The sequence below is a fragment of the Amycolatopsis sp. NBC_01480 genome (assembly GCF_036227205.1).
In the GTDB taxonomy this organism is placed as follows: Bacteria; Actinomycetota; Actinomycetes; order Mycobacteriales; family Pseudonocardiaceae; genus Amycolatopsis.
Genome location: NZ_CP109442.1, coordinates 4,094,049 through 4,111,761, shown reverse-complemented (window position 1 = coordinate 4,111,761; position 17,713 = coordinate 4,094,049). Strand labels below are relative to the sequence as shown.

The following is a 17,713-nucleotide window of genomic DNA, read 5'->3' as shown; positions in this document are numbered from 1 at the left end:
CGGCATCACTCAGGCCTGCCTCCCGTGGCGGGATCGCGGGCGGGCGAGCATCGGCGCCGTCCGGGATCTCGGCTTGGGGCGGGATCGCGGGCAGCCGGGTGTGGCCGGACCAGGCCGAGTCCAGGGTCTCCGGGCGGAGTGCGGAGCGCAGCCAGGCCAGTACCTGGCGCACGTAGTCGTCGTTCACCTAGTCGTACACTCCCTCTACTGTCCACTGTGGATTTTCCAGGCCCGCGCACAGGAGCAGGACGGCCTCGGGCGGCTCGTCCGGCGCGCCGGCGATCAGCATCTGCACCCGGGCGCGCGGGGGGCCAGGCGCGCGGTTGGCCACCCTGGTCATCGGCCAGACCCGGGACCAGTCGAGCACCTCCCTCGACGGCTCGCCGAGGATGCTGAGGCGGCTCGGGGGCGAGGTCAGGCGACGGTGGGCGGTGAGGCCCACGAGCCGTCCTTCGGCGTCGACGACCTCGGCGGGCAGTGGCCGGACGAGCACCGTCGCCGGGGAGGGCGCCGGCAGCCGTCCCGGCCAGGTCGCGCCGAGGGCTTCGCCCCAGGCGGTGGGGCCGTTGTCGTGACTCCAGCCTTCGCGGGACGGTGCTGGTAGGGCGAGCACCGGCGAGTCCGGGGGCGAAACCGGGTCACGGGCGTCTCCCCAGGGCACGAGGCGGACGCGGCCCGCGGGGTCTCGTCCGCCGTCGAGGAGCGGCGTGACGACCCCCTCCGGCCCGAGCAGGCCCTGGACCCGGACGAAGGCTCGGCCGGCGCGTTCCGCTGTGAGTTCCTCGTCCTCGTCGGGGCCCGCGGCCGGGTTGCCACCGCGCCAGAGGCCGAGTTGCAGGGACCGGCCCTCGACCGTCTCCTGCGGTTCCAGCGTCAGCCGGGCGACTCCCGAGGTGGGCCGGGCACCGGGCGCGGCCCGCAGCCAGCCCTCGAACTGCCAGCGCACACGGTCGGAAACCCCTTGCGGCGTCAGGGGTTCCGCGCAACGCCAGACGCGGCCGAGCTGCTCGCCGGATTCGGTGGTGGCGTAGATGCCGAGCCGCGTGCAGGCCAGCCCCCGCTCGGCGAGGCCCGCGTGGAACCGGGCGCCGGCGCTCTGGGCCACGAACGCGGCGACGTCGACCCGTTCCAGCACCGGGTCGAACGATTCCGTCAGCGACAACTCCGGCGGAGGACGGCGCCGCAACGGCGGCCGCTCCGACAGGCCGCGGGCGAGCCGGTGCGCCAGGACGCCTTCGAATCCGAAGCGGGCCAGCACGTCGCGTTCGGTGAGCGCGGCGAAGGCACCGAGCGTGTGCAGCCCGAGCCGGGTGAGCAGGCCGACGAGTTCCGCGCGTTCGCTGCCCGGCTGGTCGAGTTCGGCGACCGGCAGCGGCGCGAGGAACGCGGCCGCCTCCCCATGCTCGACGAACTCCCCGTGCCGGGCCGCGATGGTCGCCGCGAACAGCCCCTCCGCGACCCCGACCTGACACTCGACCCCGGCCGCGGCGGCGACCTGGTCCAGCAGCTTCTCGGCGAGCCGGATCTCGCCGCCGAAGTAGCCCGCCGCCCCGGACACGGGCACCGCGATCAGCCCGGGCCGCACCACCTCCAGCCCGACGACCAGTTCCTCCACCGCCCTCGCGACGGCCTCGAACAGCCGCGCGTCCCGCCCCTCATCCGCCCCGAACACGGCCAGCTCGGGGCACCGGGCCTCCGCCTCCCGCCGCCGCATCCCCCGGCGAACCCCCCGGACCCGCGCCACTGCCGTACACGCCACGACCCGGTTCGCCAGAAACACCGCGGCAGGCCTAGTGACGGCCACCCCACCCGCCGCCACCGCCGCGACGGCCGGCCAGTCCGGACACCAGAGGACCAGCAGGCGGGTGGGCAGGACGCTCATGGGGTGACCGCCCCACGGGAGTGTGCACTGTGGACGGACGCGGTCCGGGCAGTGCCGGGACAGACGGAGCGCGGGCCGACGTGGTGAGCAGTCACCCGGGTACCGCGAAGCCCGGCGACGACAGTGGCAGCGGTGATGGCAGCAACGGCGGTGGCGGCGGGAACGGGAACAGCGGCAGCAGGAACAGCAGCGGCGGCAGCAAAGTAAGCGGCAGTAGGAACGGTGTCGGTCGCAAGAACGGCGGCGGCAGGAACGGTGCCGGTGGCAGAAACCGCGGCGGCGGAAGGCACAGCGGCGGTGGCGACAGCGGGAACGACAGCAACAGGAACCACGGTGGCGGAGGCAGGAACAGCAGCAGGAACGACTGCCGCCGGATAGACGGACCCGCGAAGACCAAAGCAGGAAGTGGTCATCCCACTGCCTCCTCGGGGATCAGGTGCAGCGGAGCAGCCAAGGTCTCCTCCGCGGCCTCCGCGCGGGTCAGCTGGCGTGGCATCCCCATCGGCAGCTCCATCGGCTCTGCCGGTTCCACCCGGGCCGGGGCGATCCGGCCGGTCGGGTCGGGGAGGGTCAGGGCGGTGGACAGGGGGCGGGCGGCGGCGCCACGGCCGGCGGCGTGGACCACGACCGGGCGGGATTCCAGGTGGCCGGCGCCGCGGGAGAGGCCGGACCAGGGGCCTCGGGTGCAGTGGAGTTCGACGTCGGCCGCGGGCCAGGGGCCCAGTGAGACCAGGACGGCGCCGCGGTGGCGGGCGCGCGCCGAGAGGCGGCGGGCGATCGACGGCTGGACCGAGCGGGGCTCGGTGACGACCAGGTCGACGCCGTCCAGGAGGGCGGCCATCACGGCCGGGTACTCGGCGCCCGGGCGTGGGACCAGCGCCAGCCGGGAGACCGCGACGCCGTGTTCGGCCGCCGCGGCCACCCCCAGTGAAGGCACGCCGACCACCGCCGCCCACGACCCGGCGGCGGTGGCCTCGGCGAGCAAGGCGAGGAGCAGCGAGGTGGAACTGTGGACCGCCACGGTGCTCCCGCGCCGGAGCCCCGAGGCGGGCAGCAGACCGGCCAGCGCCGGGGACACCGGGAGCACCCTTCCCGTCGTCCTGGCATGCGCGGCCTGGGCCGCCACCCGGCTCGCCGTGCTCACCCCGGGCAACGCCGCCAGCCGCGCGACCGGCGGTTCCACCACAGCCGTCACCACATCCACCTCCCCCGTACGGATCAACGCGACCACTCGCAAACGGCCACTCGAAGCGATCACTCACCAGCGACCACTCGAAGCGGCCGCCCGAGAGCGGCAGCTCGAACACGGACACGACGTGCGTCGCGCCGCGGCACGCCATGACGCCGGACGCCATGACGCACACCGGCACACCAACCCGCCCCCACGCCGGAAGGACCATGGGACGGGCGGGGCACCGTTTCACCGCGGGGAAGGCGGCTCCAACACCCTGCATCGAACACCTGTTCGATGGCTCCAGTAGACCTCAGACCGGGAATCCCTGTCAAGCAGACGACGCGAGTCAGGACATCCATCACCCGATCAAGGCGCCTCGTGCCGGGCAGAATCCGCCTGAAACCAGGAAGCGACGTCAACGCCGCCGAGACGCAACCGGCCCAACACGTTGCGCCACCCCATCGACAATCAACGTCAGCCCAGCATCAAACACAGCCGCGGGATCCAGCGGGGGATGCCCCGCGCCGTCGCCGATACCGGCCTGCTCCTCCAGCACGCTCAAGACCGTGAAGTGACCGGTGGTGAGCATCGCCATCTGCGCGTCCCGCTCAGACAGGCCCGCGGCGACCAGGAAGGCGACCTTGTGGAAGGCGCGGGAAAGGTCCGTCCCCTGCGGATTGGTGCCGGCATGCAGCCGCGCCCCGCGCTGGTCGGCGCCTACGTCCTGGCCGGGGAGATCAACCGGAACCCGGATGACCCCCCGGCCGCGTTCGCGCAGTACCAAGCGACGCTGAAGCCGTTCATCGAGCACGTTCAGGACGAGGTCAACCCGAAGCTGCTGCGCCTCGGATTCCCGAAGGGCCGCCTGGGAATCACCAGCATTCGCGCGATGGGCGCGGTGGCCACGTTCCTGCGGCTGCCCGAATTGGCCGCGCGGTTCGCGAAGGAGGACCGCGGCGGCGACTGGCCACTGCCGGACTATTCCCAGCCCCTCGCAGCTCAGCACTCGTGAGTGTTTATGACGGTTCTAACCGTCATAAACACTCACGAGCTTTTCAGCCGGCCAGCAGCGGGTTCAACGCCTGCCACGCCTGCCAAACCCGCGTCGCCCCGAACTGGGCGTTGAAGCGCAGCACGGCGCGCACGTCGTCCGGTGAAGCGCCCGCGCGCAGGGCCCGGCCGACGTGGATCGCGAAAGTCTCCCCCAGGGTCTGGTAATGCACGTCGACGCTCATCGTCGCGAATGCGCGTTCACGCTCGCTCAGCCCCGCGAAACCCGGGTCCGTCCGCATCCTCGACTGCAGGCTGAAGTACTCCGCGAAGTGCGGATCCAGCTCGGCCAGCCGCGCCTGCGCCGACGGCGGCATCGGGCTCGGCCCGGGCACCAGCAACTCCTCGGCCGGCAGGGACGCCTCCGGCCGAAGCAGGCCCAGCGCCTCCTCCAGTTCGACGAGCCGCTCGAGGCCCGCGGCCGCCGCCGGGTAGCCCGTGTCGTAGGAGACGAACCGCAGCAGCGTGTGAATGTCCACAACGGACACTCCCGCGGCGAGGCCGGCGCGGACGTGCGCCTCGAACGGCAGGCCGAGGCTCGGCTGGCAGACGTCCGCGACCACGTACAAGAACACCGTCTCCCGTTCGGTCAGCTCCGGCACCCGGACGTGCCGCGTGGTCGCCCCGACCATCCGCGCGAACGCCGGGTCCAGCGCCGCCAGCCGCTCCAGATTGCTCTCGGCAATCGTTGTCATAGCAGTACTTCCCCTCAGTACATCCGTAGCGCTACAGCTGTAGCGTGAAATGAAGCTACACCTGTAGCGCGATAACTGTCCAGCTACACTGGGGCCGCCATGGAGAAGACCACCCGACGACGCCCCAACGCCCGCGGCCAAGGCGAGCTGCTGCGGGAAGAGATCGTGACGGCCGCCGTCCGGATGCTCGAAGAGCTGGCCGACGACGAGGCCCTGTCGCTGCGGGCCGTCGCGCGCGAGGTGTCGATCGCGGCGACGTCGGTGTACCTGTACTTCCCCGACCGCGACGCATTGGTGCTCGCCGCCATGCAGCGCTGTCACGAGGAGCTGGTGCGCGGCGGCGACGAGGCTGAGCAGGCTCACGAGGGCGACCCGGCGGCTCAGCTGCGCCACCGCACGCTCGCACAGGCCGAGTGGGCGCAGGCGCATCCCGGCCTCTACAAGGTGCTCCACGAAAGCAAGGTGCACCGGCGGCTCGGCATGCCGTTCAAGGAAGTCCTGCTCGGGCGCACCCGCGCGGCCGTCCAGCGCTGCATGGACGCCGGCGTGGCCCCGCAAGACGACGTCGCGACCGTGACGATCGACTTCCGCACCGCCGTCAACGGCATGCTTTCCCAGCGCATCAACGAGCCGGACCTGGACTGGCCGCCGGCCCGCGAACAGATCGACCGCTTCCTGACGAAACTGGTGGGCTTGAAGTGAAACACGTCGCGCTCCGCGCCTTCGCCGAAGACGACCTGCCGGTCCTGGACCGGTTCGCCACCGACCCCGAGGTGCTCGGGGCGTTCCAGTGGAACGGTTTCGCCGATCCGCAGGCTCGCCGCCGTCGCTTCGCCGAGGACGGTCTGCTCGGCGGAACGTCGAGCTTCATCGCCGTGACGGTGGACGGCGCCGTGGCCGGGATGGCCGGCTGGCGGGCCGCCGACCGCGGCGGGCCGGCCGGCGGCTGTCACGAGATCGGCGTGACTCTGCTGCCCGACCAGCGCGGCCACGGCACCGGGACGAAGGCGCACCGGCTGCTCGTCGACCACCTGTTCCGCTTCACCCGCGCGCACCGGCTGGAGGCGTTCACCGACGACGACAACGTCGCCGAGCAGCGGGTGCTGGAGAAGGCCGGCTTCCACCGCGAAGGCCTGCTGTGCCAAGCGGTCTGGCGCGACGGGGCCAACCGCGACGTGGTCGTCTACGGCCGCCTGCGCGAGGGATGACGCACCAGGGCCGGCCGGGGAAAACCCGGCCGGCCCTGGGAAAACCCGCGGTCAGTGCGCGAAGTGACGCGTGCCCGTGAGGTACAGCGTGATCCCCGCGGCCTCCGCGGCCGCGATCACCTCGGCGTCGCGAATGGACCCGCCGGGCTGGACGACGGCGCGCACGCCGGCCTCGATCAGCACCTCGAGCCCGTCCGGGAACGGGAAGAACGCGTCGGACGCGCCCACCGAGCCCTTCGCCCGGTCACCCGCGCGGGTGACCGCCAGCCGCGAGGAGTCGACGCGGTTGACCTGCCCCATGCCGACGCCGACGGTGGCGCCCTCGTGCGCCAGCAGGATCGCGTTGGACTTCACCGCGCGCAGCGAGCGCCAGGCGAACTCCAGGTCCGCGAGCGTCTGCTCGTCGGCCGGGGCACCGGTCGCGAGCTGCCAGTTGGCCGGGTCGTCGCCGGGGGCGTCGATCGCGTCGACGGTCTGCACGAGCACCCCGCCGGAGATCGGCCGGAACTCCACCGGCGCCGGGTGCTCGATCACCGGCAGCTTCAGCAGCCGCACGTTCTTCTTGCGCTGCAAGATCTCCAGCGCCTCGGGCTCGAAGTCGGGCGCGAGCACGACCTCGGTGAACACCTCGGCGATCTGCTCCGCGGCCAGCACGCTCACCGGCCGGTTCGTGGCGATCACGCCGCCGTAGGCCGAAACCGGGTCGCACGCGTGCGCCTTGCGGTGCGCCTCGGCGACGTCCACGCCCACGGCGATGCCGCACGGGTTCGCGTGCTTGATGATCGCGACGGCGGGCTCGGCGAAGTCGAACGCGGCGCGCCGGGCGGCGTCGGTGTCGACGTAGTTGTTGTACGACATGGCCTTGCCGTGCAGCTGCTCGGCGTGCGCCAGCCCCGGCTGCGCGCTCTTGTACAGCGCGGCCTTCTGGTGCGGGTTCTCGCCGTAGCGCAGCACGTCCGCGCGCTCCCAGGTGGCGCCGGTGAAGTCCGGGAAGCCGGAGTCGTCCGCGGGCGCGTACGAGTTCGCGAACCACGAAGCGACAGCCGTGTCGTACGCCGCCGTGTGCGCGTACGCCTGCGCCGCGAGACGCTTGCGGTCAGCCAGCTCGAAGCCGCCTTCGGCGACGCGCTCCAGCACCCAGTCGTAACGCGCCGGGTCCACGACCACCGCGACGCTGCCGTGGTTCTTCGCGGCCGCGCGCACCATCGCCGGGCCGCCGATGTCGATGTTCTCCACGCAGTCCTCGGGGCTCGCGCCCGAGGCGACGGTCTGCGCGAACGGGTACAGGTTCACCACGAGCAGGTCGAACGGCGCGATGTCGAGCTTCTTCAGCTGCGCCACATGGTCGTCGTTGCCCTGGTCGGCGAGCAGCCCGGCGTGCACGCGCGGGTGCAGCGTCTTCACCCGGCCGTCGAGCGATTCCGGGAACCCCGTGACCTGCTCGACCGGCGTGACCGGGACCCCCGCGTTCGCGATCACCTTCGCGGTGCCGCCGGTCGACACGATCTCCACGCCGGCCGCGTGCAGACCGGTCGCGAGCTCGAGCAGGCCGGCCTTGTCCGAAACGCCGATCAGCGCGCGCCGGACCGGGCGTCGTCCTTGTTCAGTGCTCACGAAAACCTCACCTTTCGTCCGTCCACGGTGCAGCCACCACGGCCGAGTCGCTCGATCGTTTCAACCAGCAGCCTGCGTTCCACGGCCTTGATCCGCTCGTGCAGGACGTCTTCGGTGTCCTCGGCCTCCACCACCACCGCCTCCTGGGCGATGACCGGGCCGGTGTCCACCCCCGCGTCGACGAAGTGCACGGTCGACCCGGTGACCTTGACCCCGGCCGCCAGCGCGTCCGCGACCGCGTGCATGCCCGGGAACGACGGCAGCAGCGCCGGATGCGTGTTGACCACCCGGTTCTCGAACCGGGACAGGAACCGCGGGCCGAGGATCTTCATGAAGCCCGCCGACACCACCAGATCGGGCTGGTAGACGGCGACGGCCTGGGTCAGCGCCTCGTCCCAGGCCGCGCGGTCAGGGTGGTCGGCGACGCGGACGGTGAAGGACGGCACGTCCGCACGCTCGGCCCTGGCCAGTGCCTCAATACCCGTGCGGTCGGCGCCGACCGCGGCGACGGAGGCGGGGAAGCCGGGGCGCGCGACGGCGTCGAGCAGCGCCTGCAGCAGCGTGCCGGAACCGGACGCGAGCACGACGATCTTCACCGGGGTGGGCAGGTCCAAGCGACTGGCCAGAACGGGCTCCTTGCACGGCGGCACGCCTCGGGCGCACGGCGCTTCAGCAGGTCACCCCAACCCTAACGGTCGTCCTCCGGGGACTTCTCGTCGACAGAGGCCTCGGTGGACCCGGTCACAGCGCCGGGCGGCTCGGGCCGGGGCTCCGGCTCGTCGAGGACCACGTCCTCCGGCTGCTCCAGGCCCAGTTCCGCGTCGGCTTCGGCGTCGAATTCGGCGGTCTCGTCGAAGTCATCGGGCTCGTCGGTCTCGTCGGCCTCGGCGGTGTCCGGCTCGGTCTCCGGCTGATCGGCGTCTTCCGAAGCGTCTTCAGACGTGTCCTCTTCGGACTCCTCGGCCCCGTCGGACTCCTCGGCTTCTTCGGATTCCGCGGCCGCCTCATCGTCGAAGGCCTCGTCCGGCTCGACGTCCAGAGTGGTGGGCGGCGCGGCCGGCGCGTGCTCCCCGGCGAAGAACGCCACGAACCCGCCCGGGATCACGATCCAGCAGAACGCCACGATCGAGGCGACCCCGACCGGCACGCTGACCGGGTCGAACGGGCCGTCGCCGAGCCGTCCGCCCGCGAGCGTCCCCAGCACCACGCAGCCGAAGCCGACCACGGCGCCCGCGACGGCGACCACGCGGATGCGCGCGGCCGGGTCGTCGTCCACCCGGCGGACCGACCAGCCGACCAGCGCGCCGACGGCGGCCGGCAGCACCAGCAGCGCGGGCCACCACACGGCGGCGTGCGCGGGGATCCCGCCGAGCAGCGGCAGGGCTGGCACGTCGCCGCCGCGGTAGCCGACCAGACTGACGTCCAGCGAGCCGATGGTGAATCCGGGCCCGGTGACGAACGACATGGCCGCCACGACGGCGTTGGGCAGGTACAGCACCGAAAGCAGCAGCAGCCCGAGACTGCTGCCGACCGAAGGTTCGAACAGGTTGTCCACAGTGGACATCGACAGCACCGTGGCGAGCGTGAACACCAGCGCGCCCACCAGCACCAGCGCGGCCAGCCCGAGGGCGCCGGCCCGAGCGCCGCGCGCGGCCAGCGGGTCGAGTCGCTCGGCGACGGCGTGCGGCAGGCCACAGCGGCGCACCACCCCGGCACTGGCGGCGAGCGCGGCCAGCACCCCGGGCATGGCGAAGGCGAGCGCCGGGTTCACCCGCACCGGCGCGCCGAGTGCGAGCAGCGCGATGACCAGGCCGAACAGCGCGTGCGCCCCGGCGATCACGGCGATCAACGGAACGGCCTGCCTCGGCCGGGTCAGCCCCAGCCGCTGGACGGCGCCGGACGCCGTCCGCGCGACCAGCAGCACCGCGCCGGCCGTGGGCAGCAGCGGCAGCACGCCCAGCGGGTGGCCGCCGATGCCGAGCTGCACCTGGTACGCGGCGAGCCAGCCCGGCCCGGCCGTGAGCAGCGCACCCGTGGCGGAGAACCGGTCGGCGGTCAGCGTGACGAGCGCGATCAAGGTCGCGACCAGGGCGTATCCCGTGATCAGCGGCCCGAGGGCGGCGGAGGACAACACCCGCACCCGCGTCGCCGGAGTCACTTCCGCGGCGAGTTCGGGAGCGTCCGCCACCGGTTCGTCGCCCGGCGGGCGTCCGGAACTGGTGAGCAGCTGCATGAGTTGACCATGACATCCGCGCTGGTCCGTCCGGGTGAGGCACGCCGCCGCCGGAGGGCGTGGCGAACCTAACCCACCCGACCGGGTTGGCCAGGACAACAAAAACACCCGCTGTGACACGGAGAGTCACAGCGGGTGTTTTGACAGCGGCAAACGCCCCAATGTGGCATTGGTTGCGCTCAACGCACCGAACGCCACATTGGGTGCGTTCCACGCACCCAATGTGGCATTGGGGCGCTTCGTGGAAGCGGAAGAATCAGCCCTGCTGGCCGAAACCGCCCGGCGGAGTACCCGTGCCCGAGCCCGGCTTCGGCTGGTCGGCCGGGGGCTGCTGGAAGAACTGGCCCTGCTGAGGCGCGTACGTCGTGGCCTGCTGGCCCGGTCCCGGCGGCGGCGTCGAACCCGGCTGCTGGCCAGGGGTCGAGCCCGGCTGCTGGCCGGGAGCCGGCGGCGTCGAGCCGGGCTGCTGGTACTGCTGCGGCTGGCCGAACGGGCCGGCGGGACCGGACTGGCCGTACTGGGTCTGCTGGTACTGCGGCGTGGCGGGCTTCGGCGCCGGCAGCTTGAGCACGTCGTACTCGAGCAGCAGCCCGGCGACGGAGACCAGCATCTGCACGAAGCCCAGGATCAGCACCACGGTGACGATGCCCGGCGTGCTCGTCTCGGCCACCACCGTGTCCAGCGCCCCGAGCGCGCCGACCACGCTGAACAGCGCGGCGAACGGCAGCACCTTCGGCGCCTTCGGCAGCACGTGCAGCGCGGAGAGCAGACCGCCGACGAGCAGGAAGACCGTCTCCTGGCCGACGTCGCCGGCCTCGTCGGAGAAGCCGAGGAAGTACTGGATGACACCGAGCACGACCACCACGAGGGCGAGCAGCGTGGGCAGGTTCTGCGGCAGCGCCGGTCCGCCGGACGACGGGGGCGGGCCCTGCTGGGGGAACGGGCCGGACGGGGGCGGGCCCTGAAGGGGCTGCTGGCCGCCACCTTGCTGGGGGTAACCGGGCCCGCCGCTGGGGTAGGTCATCGGAAGCTCTCCTGTCGTCGGGGCCGGCAATTGAGGGGGGCGTGCGGCGACCCGGTCCGGCGAGACGGCCGGGCCACCCGAACGCTAGCGCATTCACCGCACACGCCGGTTCGGGCCGTTGGACGTGCGAGCCGCCCGATCGGTTGCCGCCGGAAACACCGGAGGCCGGGCACCGACGTGGTGCCCGGCCTCCGGGAGGGTGTCATCGCAGGTCAGCCGCGGCCGACCCGCGGGTCAGCCCAGGCTGTTGTACAGCTCACGCGCGAGCACAGCGGTCTCGCTCGGGGTCTTGCCGACCTTGACGCCGGCGGCCTCGAGGGCCTCCTTCTTCGCGGCCGCCGTGCCGGAGGAGCCGGAGACGATGGCGCCGGCGTGGCCCATCGTCTTGCCCTCGGGCGCGGTGAAGCCCGCGACGTAGCCGACGACCGGCTTGGTCACGTTGGCCTTGATGTAGTCGGCCGCACGCTCCTCGGCGTCGCCGCCGATCTCGCCGATCATCACGATGACCTTCGTCTCGGGGTCGTTCTGGAACGCCTCGAGCGCGTCGATGTGCGTGGTGCCGATGATCGGGTCGCCGCCGATGCCGACGGCGGTGGAGAAGCCGATGTCACGCAGCTCGTACATCATCTGGTAGGTCAGCGTGCCGGACTTCGACACCAGGCCGATCCCGCCGGGGCCGGAGATGTCGGCCGGGATGATGCCGGCGTTCGACTTGCCCGGGGTGATCACGCCGGGGCAGTTCGGCCCGATGATGCGGGTCTTGTTGCCCTTGGCGCCGGCGTGGGCCCAGAAGTAGGCCGAGTCGTGCACCGGGATGCCCTCGGTGATGACCACGGCCAGCGGGATCTCGGCGTCGATGGCCTCGAGCACCGCGTCCTTGGCGAACTTCGGCGGCACGAAGATGACCGACACGTCGGCGCCGGTCTCCTTGATGGCCTCTTCGACCGTGCCGAAGACCTTCAGGTCCTTGCCCTCGATGGTGACGGTCTGGCCGGCCTTGCGGGCGTTGACGCCGCCCACGATGTCGGTGCCGGACTTCAGCATCTTGGTGGCGTGCTTCATGCCCTCGGAGCCGGTGAGGCCCTGGACGATGACCTTGCTGTTCTCGTTGATGAAGATCGACATCTCACGCACCTGCCGCGGCGAGCTCGGCGGCCTTGTCGGCCGCGTTGTCCATAGTGTCCACCACGGTGACCAGCGGGTGATTCGCGTCGGCCAGGATCTGGCGGCCCTCGACGACGTTGTTGCCGTCGAGCCGGACGACGAGCGGCTTGCTGGCCTCGTCACCCAGGATCTTCAGCGCCTCGACGATGCCGTTCGCCACCGCGTCGCAGGCGGTGATGCCGCCGAAGACGTTGACGAACACGCTCTTCACGTCGGTGTCGTTGAGGATGACGTCCAGACCGGCCGCCATCACCTCGGCGGACGCGCCGCCGCCGATGTCGAGGAAGTTGGCCGGCTTCACGCCGCCGTGCTTCTCGCCCGCGTACGCCACCACGTCCAAAGTGGACATGACCAGGCCCGCGCCGTTGCCGATGATGCCGACCTGGCCGTCGAGCTTGACGTAGTTGAGGTTCTTGGCCTTCGCCTTGGCTTCCAAGGGGTTCTCGGCCTGCTTGTCGACCAGGGCCTCGTGGCCCGGCTGACGGAAGTCCGCGTTCTCGTCCAGGGTGACCTTGCCGTCGAGGGCGATGATCTTGTCCTGGGGGTCGCGCACCAGCGGGTTGACCTCGACCAGCGTCGCGTCCTCCGCGACGAAGGTCTCCCACAGCTTGACGACGACGTCGGCCGCCTCGTCGATGACCTTCTCCGGGAACTTGCCCGCGGTGAGGATCTCGAGAGCCTTCTTCTTGTCGACACCGGCGATCGCGTCGACCGGGATCCGGGCGAGTGCTTCGGGGCGCTCGACCGCGAGCTGCTCGATCTCCATGCCGCCTTCGAACGACGCCATCGCCAGGAAGGTGCGGTTCGACCGATCCAGCAGGAAGGAGAAGTAGTACTCCTCGGCAATGTCCGAGGCCGCGGCCACCAGCACGCGGTGCGTGATGTGGCCCTTGATGTCGAGGCCGAGAATGGCTTCCGCCTTCTCCTTCGCCTCGTCCGGCGTCTGGGCCAGCTTGACGCCACCGGCCTTGCCCCGGCCGCCGACCTTCACCTGCGCCTTGACGACGACCTGGGTGCCGATCTGCTCCGCGGCGGCTTTGGCTTCTTCGGGGGTTGTTGCCACCGAGCCCGGCAGAACCGGTACTCCGTGGGCGGCGAAGAGATCCCTCGCCTGGTACTCGTAGAGGTCCACTACTCCAGTCTCCTGACGACACGCCACTGTGGTGGTCCGCTACCGGACCGCGCTGTCGGACCAGTCGAGGTTAGCGACCTGCGCAGACGCCAGACACTCCGCACCTGGTGAAGTCGGTCACCGTGCGCGGTCAGACGGTGTGCCGGGGGTGTGAGACCGCCCACCGGCGAGCCGTTCGGCCAGTGCTTCGAGCGGTTCGACCGGGTTTTCGGGGTGCACCACGAAGAGGTGAACGCCGCCGAGCCCGTCGGCCAGTCCGGCCGGCACCGCGTCGCCGAAGACGCCGAGCGCGTCCGGGTCCTCTTGCTCGGCGGTGCGGAGGATCTGCTCGGGCCCGAGCACGCCGGCGTGGATCACCTCGACGCCGGCGTCGCGCAGGAGACGGCCGAGGCGCGCGGCCGTGGGCGTCTCGGCGAGTTCGACGAGCAGTACACGCGGCCGCTCGCGGGTCACGGCTTCCCGGCCGGCGCGGTGTCCTCTGTGGTCGCCTTCGCGCCCACGGCGGCGGTGACGGCGGCGGCCACCGTCGCGACGACGGCCGCGAGACCGAGCCAGAACCCGAGGCCGGGGCGGGATCCGTCGATCGAGGAGCCGACGAGCGGGAGTTCGGCGACGTGCAGGGCCAGCACCAGCGCGGCCCCGCCGAGCGCGGCCGCCGCGGCGCCGGGCCGGGAGCGGACGGCCAGCGCGAGCACGCCCAGCACCACGAGGACCGCGGTGAGCAGGCCCCACGACGGAGTGTCGAAATCGGACCAGAGCCCGGGCGACGGGTAGTCCGGCGCCGTGAACACGGGAGTCCCGAACGTCGCGACGGCGAGTACCGCGGCCGCGATGACGGGGAGAAGAACGTTGGGGCGCGGGCCTTCCGTGCCTTCGTCGTCCCGTTCGACGACTCCGGCGACCGTCGTGGCGAGCGCGGTCAGGGCCGCCAAGCCGAGCGCGATCGCGGTGAAAACGGAGCCGGCGCCGAGGTGGTAGCTGATGGTGCCGCCGAGCCCGCCCAGCCCGGTCGCCTCGGATGCGGTGATGGCGGTGCTGAGCACGGCCGTCCCGGCGAGGACGACGCCGGCCCAGAGCACGGCGAGGAAACCGCGCGCCGCCCGTGCCGTTTTCGCGGCGAAGAGGAACGGCGCGGGCAGCAGCACGAGAACGGCGGCGACGACGAGCAGCCAGCGCGCGGGACTGTTCGTCTGCGTCTGGCCCGCGAGTTGCGGGGCGAGCGCGCCGATCACCGCGGCGACGGCGGTGAGGACGGCGAGCAGCGCGGTGGCCGCGCGCCAGAGCGTGAGGCCGGGAACGCGGGCCTCGCCGGCGAGGTCGGTGCCTTCGGCCGCCGTCTGCTGGGGCGTGGCGAGCGGGGTGAGCAGCAGGACGAGCAGCGTCGCGACGACGGCCATGCACGGCCCCCACGCGACGTGCAGGTCCGGCACCACGAGCCCGGCCACCACGGCCGGCAGCGCGACGGCGAACACCGCGGCGGCGGCCCCGCCGAGCGTCCCGCGCGCCACCCCGTCGGACGCCGACGAAAACCCGACCACCGCGGCGATCGGCAGCGCCCCGGCGAGCAGGACGAACCCGGCCAGCGCGGCGCCGGGCCCTTCGAACGCCGAGCGCGCCAGCAGGTACGGATCGGTGGAGACCACCGGCGACATCAGCAGCCCGACGGCCGTGACCACGGCGAGCAGCGGCACGACCAATCGCCACCGGCGTTGCCCGCTCTCGCTGCCCGCGATCTCGTTGAGGTCCCGCGCCACGCGCGCGGCCCGCAGCCCGGCGCCGATCGTGAGCAGGTGCCCGATGGCCAGCAGCCAGAACCCGGCGGCCACGCCGCTGCGGTCCAGGAGGCGGTCGGGCAGGTACAGCTCGGGGCGGACGGTGAGCGAGCCGTTGACGAAGAACTGGACATCGAGCAGCAGCCGCCCCGGCGCGAGCGCGGCGAGCCCCGCAATCAGACCGGCGGCCAGCCCGTGCCGCCCGGCGTACGCGGCCCACACGGCGACCGCCGCGGGCACCAGCGCGAGCACCGCGAGGAGCGGCCAGCTGAAATACCCGGGCCCGGCGTCGGGCGAGACGGGCAGCAGCGCGCCGACCGTCAGCGCGACCGCTCCGGCCACGGTGACCCACACGGCCGTGGCGAGGGCCGCGGACGGCTGCCGCTCCGCGAACTCGAGTTCCGGCTGGGGGTGGGGTCGGGTGCGGTCTTGGGGCTGGTTCTGGTCTTGCCTCTTGGCTTGGTCGCCGGACTGGCCTTGTGCCTTGGCTTGCCCGCGGGATGAGCCTTGGGCTTGGCCGGCTTCGGGCTCAGTTTGCGCCGTCGCGTCCGCACTGTCGGCCGGGGGCTGCGACGACACTCCGCCGCTCGTCTCCGATCGAGCGGACTCGCTCGGCATCTCCGGTCGGGGGGACGCACCGGTGGAGGATCGGCGGGCGCGCTCACGGGCGGCGGCCTTGCGCTCGGCAAGACTGGGCCGCCGCGAACTGGGCGGCCCGGAGTTGTCCTGACCGGAATCAGGCCGGTCCGCGGATGGGTCCCCGTCAGAGGGCCCTGCAGGCGAATTCATCGGACGCGACGCTAGCAAGCCGACCCGGCGGGGGCGCGCTGCCGCCAGCCAAGCCACACCGCCGCCCACGCAACCGGGCAAAAGTCGACAAGAAGACAACCCTTCGGGTGGAGCAAGGGCGACGGACAGCGGAGTCGCCAACTCTCGGGCGCACGAGTCGCCGCTCGCCGAAATACGTCGCGACGGGCGTAGCTACTCATGGCGCGAGCGGCGTAATGAGATGCCGTCGAACGGGGCAGTCGGGCGTGCGGCGCACGAGGGGCGTCAAGTGGACAAAACAGTCATAAAATCGTCCCGACGAGGTGGTTGCGCCTCAACAGCGAGCCGCAATCGTTTATTTCAACGGCAGGAGCCTTGAGGGGGCGCCGGAGCCCTACCCGGAGAGTCGATCGTCCGAAAGACCTGTAACCGAAGTCACACCTTTCGGAGTAGTTCTCGATTAACTTTGAGTAATCCCCACAGCTAGCCGCGGGATCGGCGCCGCTCGTTCGGCCGACTCGCGGACGACGCCTTGCCGACAGCGGTGCCGCTTGGTTACTGTCCCCCGGTCCCCATTACAGTCAGGTCACAAAGCAGGACGACGAGCGAACCACCCCCGAGGTTGGCTCACCGGGTCCCCCCGCCCGCAGTCCTTCGCAGCAGACCCGGCTCCCCGACGATGGAAGGCCCTGTCTTGGCTTCACACCGCTCCCCCGGCGGCCAAGCCCCTTCCCCGGCGCTGAAGGACGCACTGGACGGTGCGGTCATCCGCGTGCGGGGTTCGCACCGCATCGCCCCGCCTTCTTCCGCCCTGCGTGGGCGGGTCGTGGTCGCCGCTGTCGCGGCAGGCGCGTTCGCCGCAGCCGCCGCCGGCCAGACCCTCAAGACCGTGACCTCGGAGTCCGACGCCGCCGTCACCCCGCTCGCCAACGCCCAGGAGGCGAGCGCCTCGTTCACCCTCGGCAGCGCCGGCTCCGGCGGCGCCCCCGAGCTGCTGCCCGCCGGCCACGGCATGGACGCCTCCGCCGAGGCCGCCAAGATGGCCGACAACCAGAAGGTCACCGAGGCCCGCGAGCAGGCTGAAGCCGACGCCGCGCGCAAGGCCGCCGACGAGGCGTCCCGCCCGAAGACCTGCCTGCCGGCCAACGGCACGTTCACCTCCGGCTTCGGCGCCCGCTGGGGCACCAGCCACCTCGGCATCGACATCGCGAACTCGATCGGCACCCCGATCTACGCCGCCTCCGACGGCACCGTCATCCAGGCCGGCCCGGCCAGCGGCTTCGGCCTCTGGGTCCGCCTCCAGCTGGACGACGGCACCATCCAGGTCTACGGCCACATGGACAGCTTCTCGGTCCACGAGGGCCAGAAGGTCAAGTGCGGCGAGCAGATCGCGAAGATCGGCGACCGCGGCGAAAGCACCGGCCCGCACCTGCACTTCGAGGTCTGGCAGAACGGCACCAAGAAGATCGACCCGCGCCCCTGGCTCGCGGCCCGCGGCATCACCGTCTGAGCCGCCCGGCGTCACGGTTCGAGCCGGCGAGCATGGCGGTTTGAGCCGCCGCTGACTCCGGCCACCGCCCGCCGCGACTGGACCCAGCTGAGCCTGGGCCAGGCACGCTGGAATCAGGCGCAGCGGCGCAAACAAATCCGGCAGAGCCTCGGACAGACCTGCCAGGGACGCAGGCCGATCCGGCAAGCCGGACAGCGGCGCGGGCAGATTCCGTTGCGGCACAAGCCAATTCGGCAGGCCAGACAGCGACGCGGGCAGACCATGCTGCGGCGCAGGCCGACCCGGCAGGCCAGACAGCGACGCGGGCAGACCCTGTTGCGGCACAAGCAGACCCGGCAAGCCCGCCAGCAGCGCGGGCAGACACTTTCGCAGCACAGGCAGACCTGGCAAGGGTGCAGGCCAATCCGGCAACCGCAGTTGCGGCGCAGGCGGACCCGATGGGGGCACGGGCAGGTCCGGCAAGCCAGGCTGCCGTGCAAGCAGGCCC

General features: G+C 72.0%; 15 protein-coding genes. 4 read left to right on the top strand and 11 right to left on the bottom strand.

Annotation, left to right across the window (positions count from 1 at the left end):
• Positions 1-187: 187 nt before the first annotated feature.
• Together OG371_RS19755 and OG371_RS19750 are read right to left on the bottom strand one after the other, a co-directional pair.
• Positions 188-1,882, bottom strand: a complete 1,695-nt coding sequence (locus OG371_RS19755) for a DNA polymerase Y family protein (RefSeq protein ID WP_329071274.1) — start codon at positions 1,880-1,882, stop codon at positions 188-190.
• Positions 1,883-2,291: 409 nt separating this feature from the next.
• Positions 2,292-3,077, bottom strand: coding sequence for a hypothetical protein (locus tag OG371_RS19750; RefSeq protein ID WP_329071272.1), 786 nt, complete (start codon positions 3,075-3,077; stop codon positions 2,292-2,294).
• A gap of 493 nt (positions 3,078-3,570) precedes the next feature.
• On the opposite strand from OG371_RS19750, the gene OG371_RS19745 reads away from it, so the two are divergent.
• Positions 3,571-4,068, top strand: a complete 498-nt coding sequence (locus tag OG371_RS19745; protein WP_329071270.1) for a hypothetical protein — start codon at positions 3,571-3,573, stop codon at positions 4,066-4,068.
• A gap of 43 nt (positions 4,069-4,111) precedes the next feature.
• Here the strand turns inward: OG371_RS19745 and OG371_RS19740 are convergent, their stop codons facing one another.
• Complete coding sequence (locus OG371_RS19740; protein ID WP_329071268.1) at positions 4,112-4,801, bottom strand: carboxymuconolactone decarboxylase family protein; 690 nt, start codon at positions 4,799-4,801, stop codon at positions 4,112-4,114.
• A 99-nt stretch (positions 4,802-4,900) separates the two neighbouring features.
• Between OG371_RS19740 and OG371_RS19735 the strand changes: the two genes are divergently transcribed.
• Positions 4,901-5,503 (top strand): TetR/AcrR family transcriptional regulator, encoded by a 603-nt coding sequence (locus OG371_RS19735; protein WP_329071266.1) that lies wholly within the window; start codon positions 4,901-4,903, stop codon positions 5,501-5,503.
• Positions 5,500-6,009 carry a GNAT family N-acetyltransferase gene (locus OG371_RS19730; RefSeq protein WP_329071265.1) on the top strand — a complete coding sequence of 170 codons (510 nt, stop codon included), beginning with the start codon at positions 5,500-5,502 and terminating at the stop codon, positions 6,007-6,009. Before OG371_RS19735 ends, OG371_RS19730 begins: the two co-directional genes overlap by 4 nt.
• A gap of 51 nt (positions 6,010-6,060) precedes the next feature.
• Here OG371_RS19730 and purH read toward each other — a convergent pair whose 3' ends face one another.
• From purH to OG371_RS19690, 8 genes are all read right to left on the bottom strand, one after another.
• Positions 6,061-7,623 carry a bifunctional phosphoribosylaminoimidazolecarboxamide formyltransferase/IMP cyclohydrolase gene (gene purH / locus OG371_RS19725; RefSeq protein ID WP_329071263.1) on the bottom strand — a complete coding sequence of 521 codons (1,563 nt, stop codon included), beginning with the start codon at positions 7,621-7,623 and terminating at the stop codon, positions 6,061-6,063.
• Positions 7,620-8,237, bottom strand: a complete 618-nt coding sequence (gene purN / locus OG371_RS19720) for a phosphoribosylglycinamide formyltransferase (RefSeq protein WP_329071260.1) — start codon at positions 8,235-8,237, stop codon at positions 7,620-7,622. The genes purH and purN overlap by 4 nt, the downstream gene beginning before the upstream one ends.
• Positions 8,238-8,311: 74 nt before the next feature.
• Positions 8,312-9,856 (bottom strand): cell division protein PerM, encoded by a 1,545-nt coding sequence (locus OG371_RS19715; protein WP_329071258.1) that lies wholly within the window; start codon positions 9,854-9,856, stop codon positions 8,312-8,314.
• A gap of 256 nt (positions 9,857-10,112) precedes the next feature.
• Complete coding sequence (locus tag OG371_RS19710) at positions 10,113-10,880, bottom strand: DUF5336 domain-containing protein (RefSeq protein ID WP_329071256.1); 768 nt, start codon at positions 10,878-10,880, stop codon at positions 10,113-10,115.
• A gap of 234 nt (positions 10,881-11,114) precedes the next feature.
• Complete coding sequence (gene sucD, locus OG371_RS19705; protein ID WP_328606302.1) at positions 11,115-12,005, bottom strand: succinate--CoA ligase subunit alpha; 891 nt, start codon at positions 12,003-12,005, stop codon at positions 11,115-11,117.
• 1 nt (position 12,006) lies between these two features.
• On the bottom strand, positions 12,007-13,176 hold the full coding sequence (sucC, locus tag OG371_RS19700) for an ADP-forming succinate--CoA ligase subunit beta (RefSeq protein ID WP_329071252.1): 1,170 nt from the start codon (positions 13,174-13,176) through the stop codon (positions 12,007-12,009).
• 117 nt (positions 13,177-13,293) lie between these two features.
• The gene (locus OG371_RS19695) at positions 13,294-13,629 is read right to left on the bottom strand and encodes a hypothetical protein (protein WP_329071250.1); all 336 of its coding nucleotides are present in this window, start codon (positions 13,627-13,629) and stop codon (positions 13,294-13,296) included.
• Positions 13,626-15,527 carry a hypothetical protein gene (locus OG371_RS19690; RefSeq protein WP_329071248.1) on the bottom strand — a complete coding sequence of 634 codons (1,902 nt, stop codon included), beginning with the start codon at positions 15,525-15,527 and terminating at the stop codon, positions 13,626-13,628. The genes OG371_RS19695 and OG371_RS19690 overlap by 4 nt, the downstream gene beginning before the upstream one ends.
• Before the next feature lie 1,015 nt (positions 15,528-16,542).
• Here OG371_RS19690 and OG371_RS19685 point away from each other — a divergent pair.
• On the top strand, positions 16,543-17,226 hold the full coding sequence (locus tag OG371_RS19685; RefSeq protein ID WP_329073181.1) for a M23 family metallopeptidase: 684 nt from the start codon (positions 16,543-16,545) through the stop codon (positions 17,224-17,226).
• Positions 17,227-17,713 lie beyond the last annotated feature (487 nt).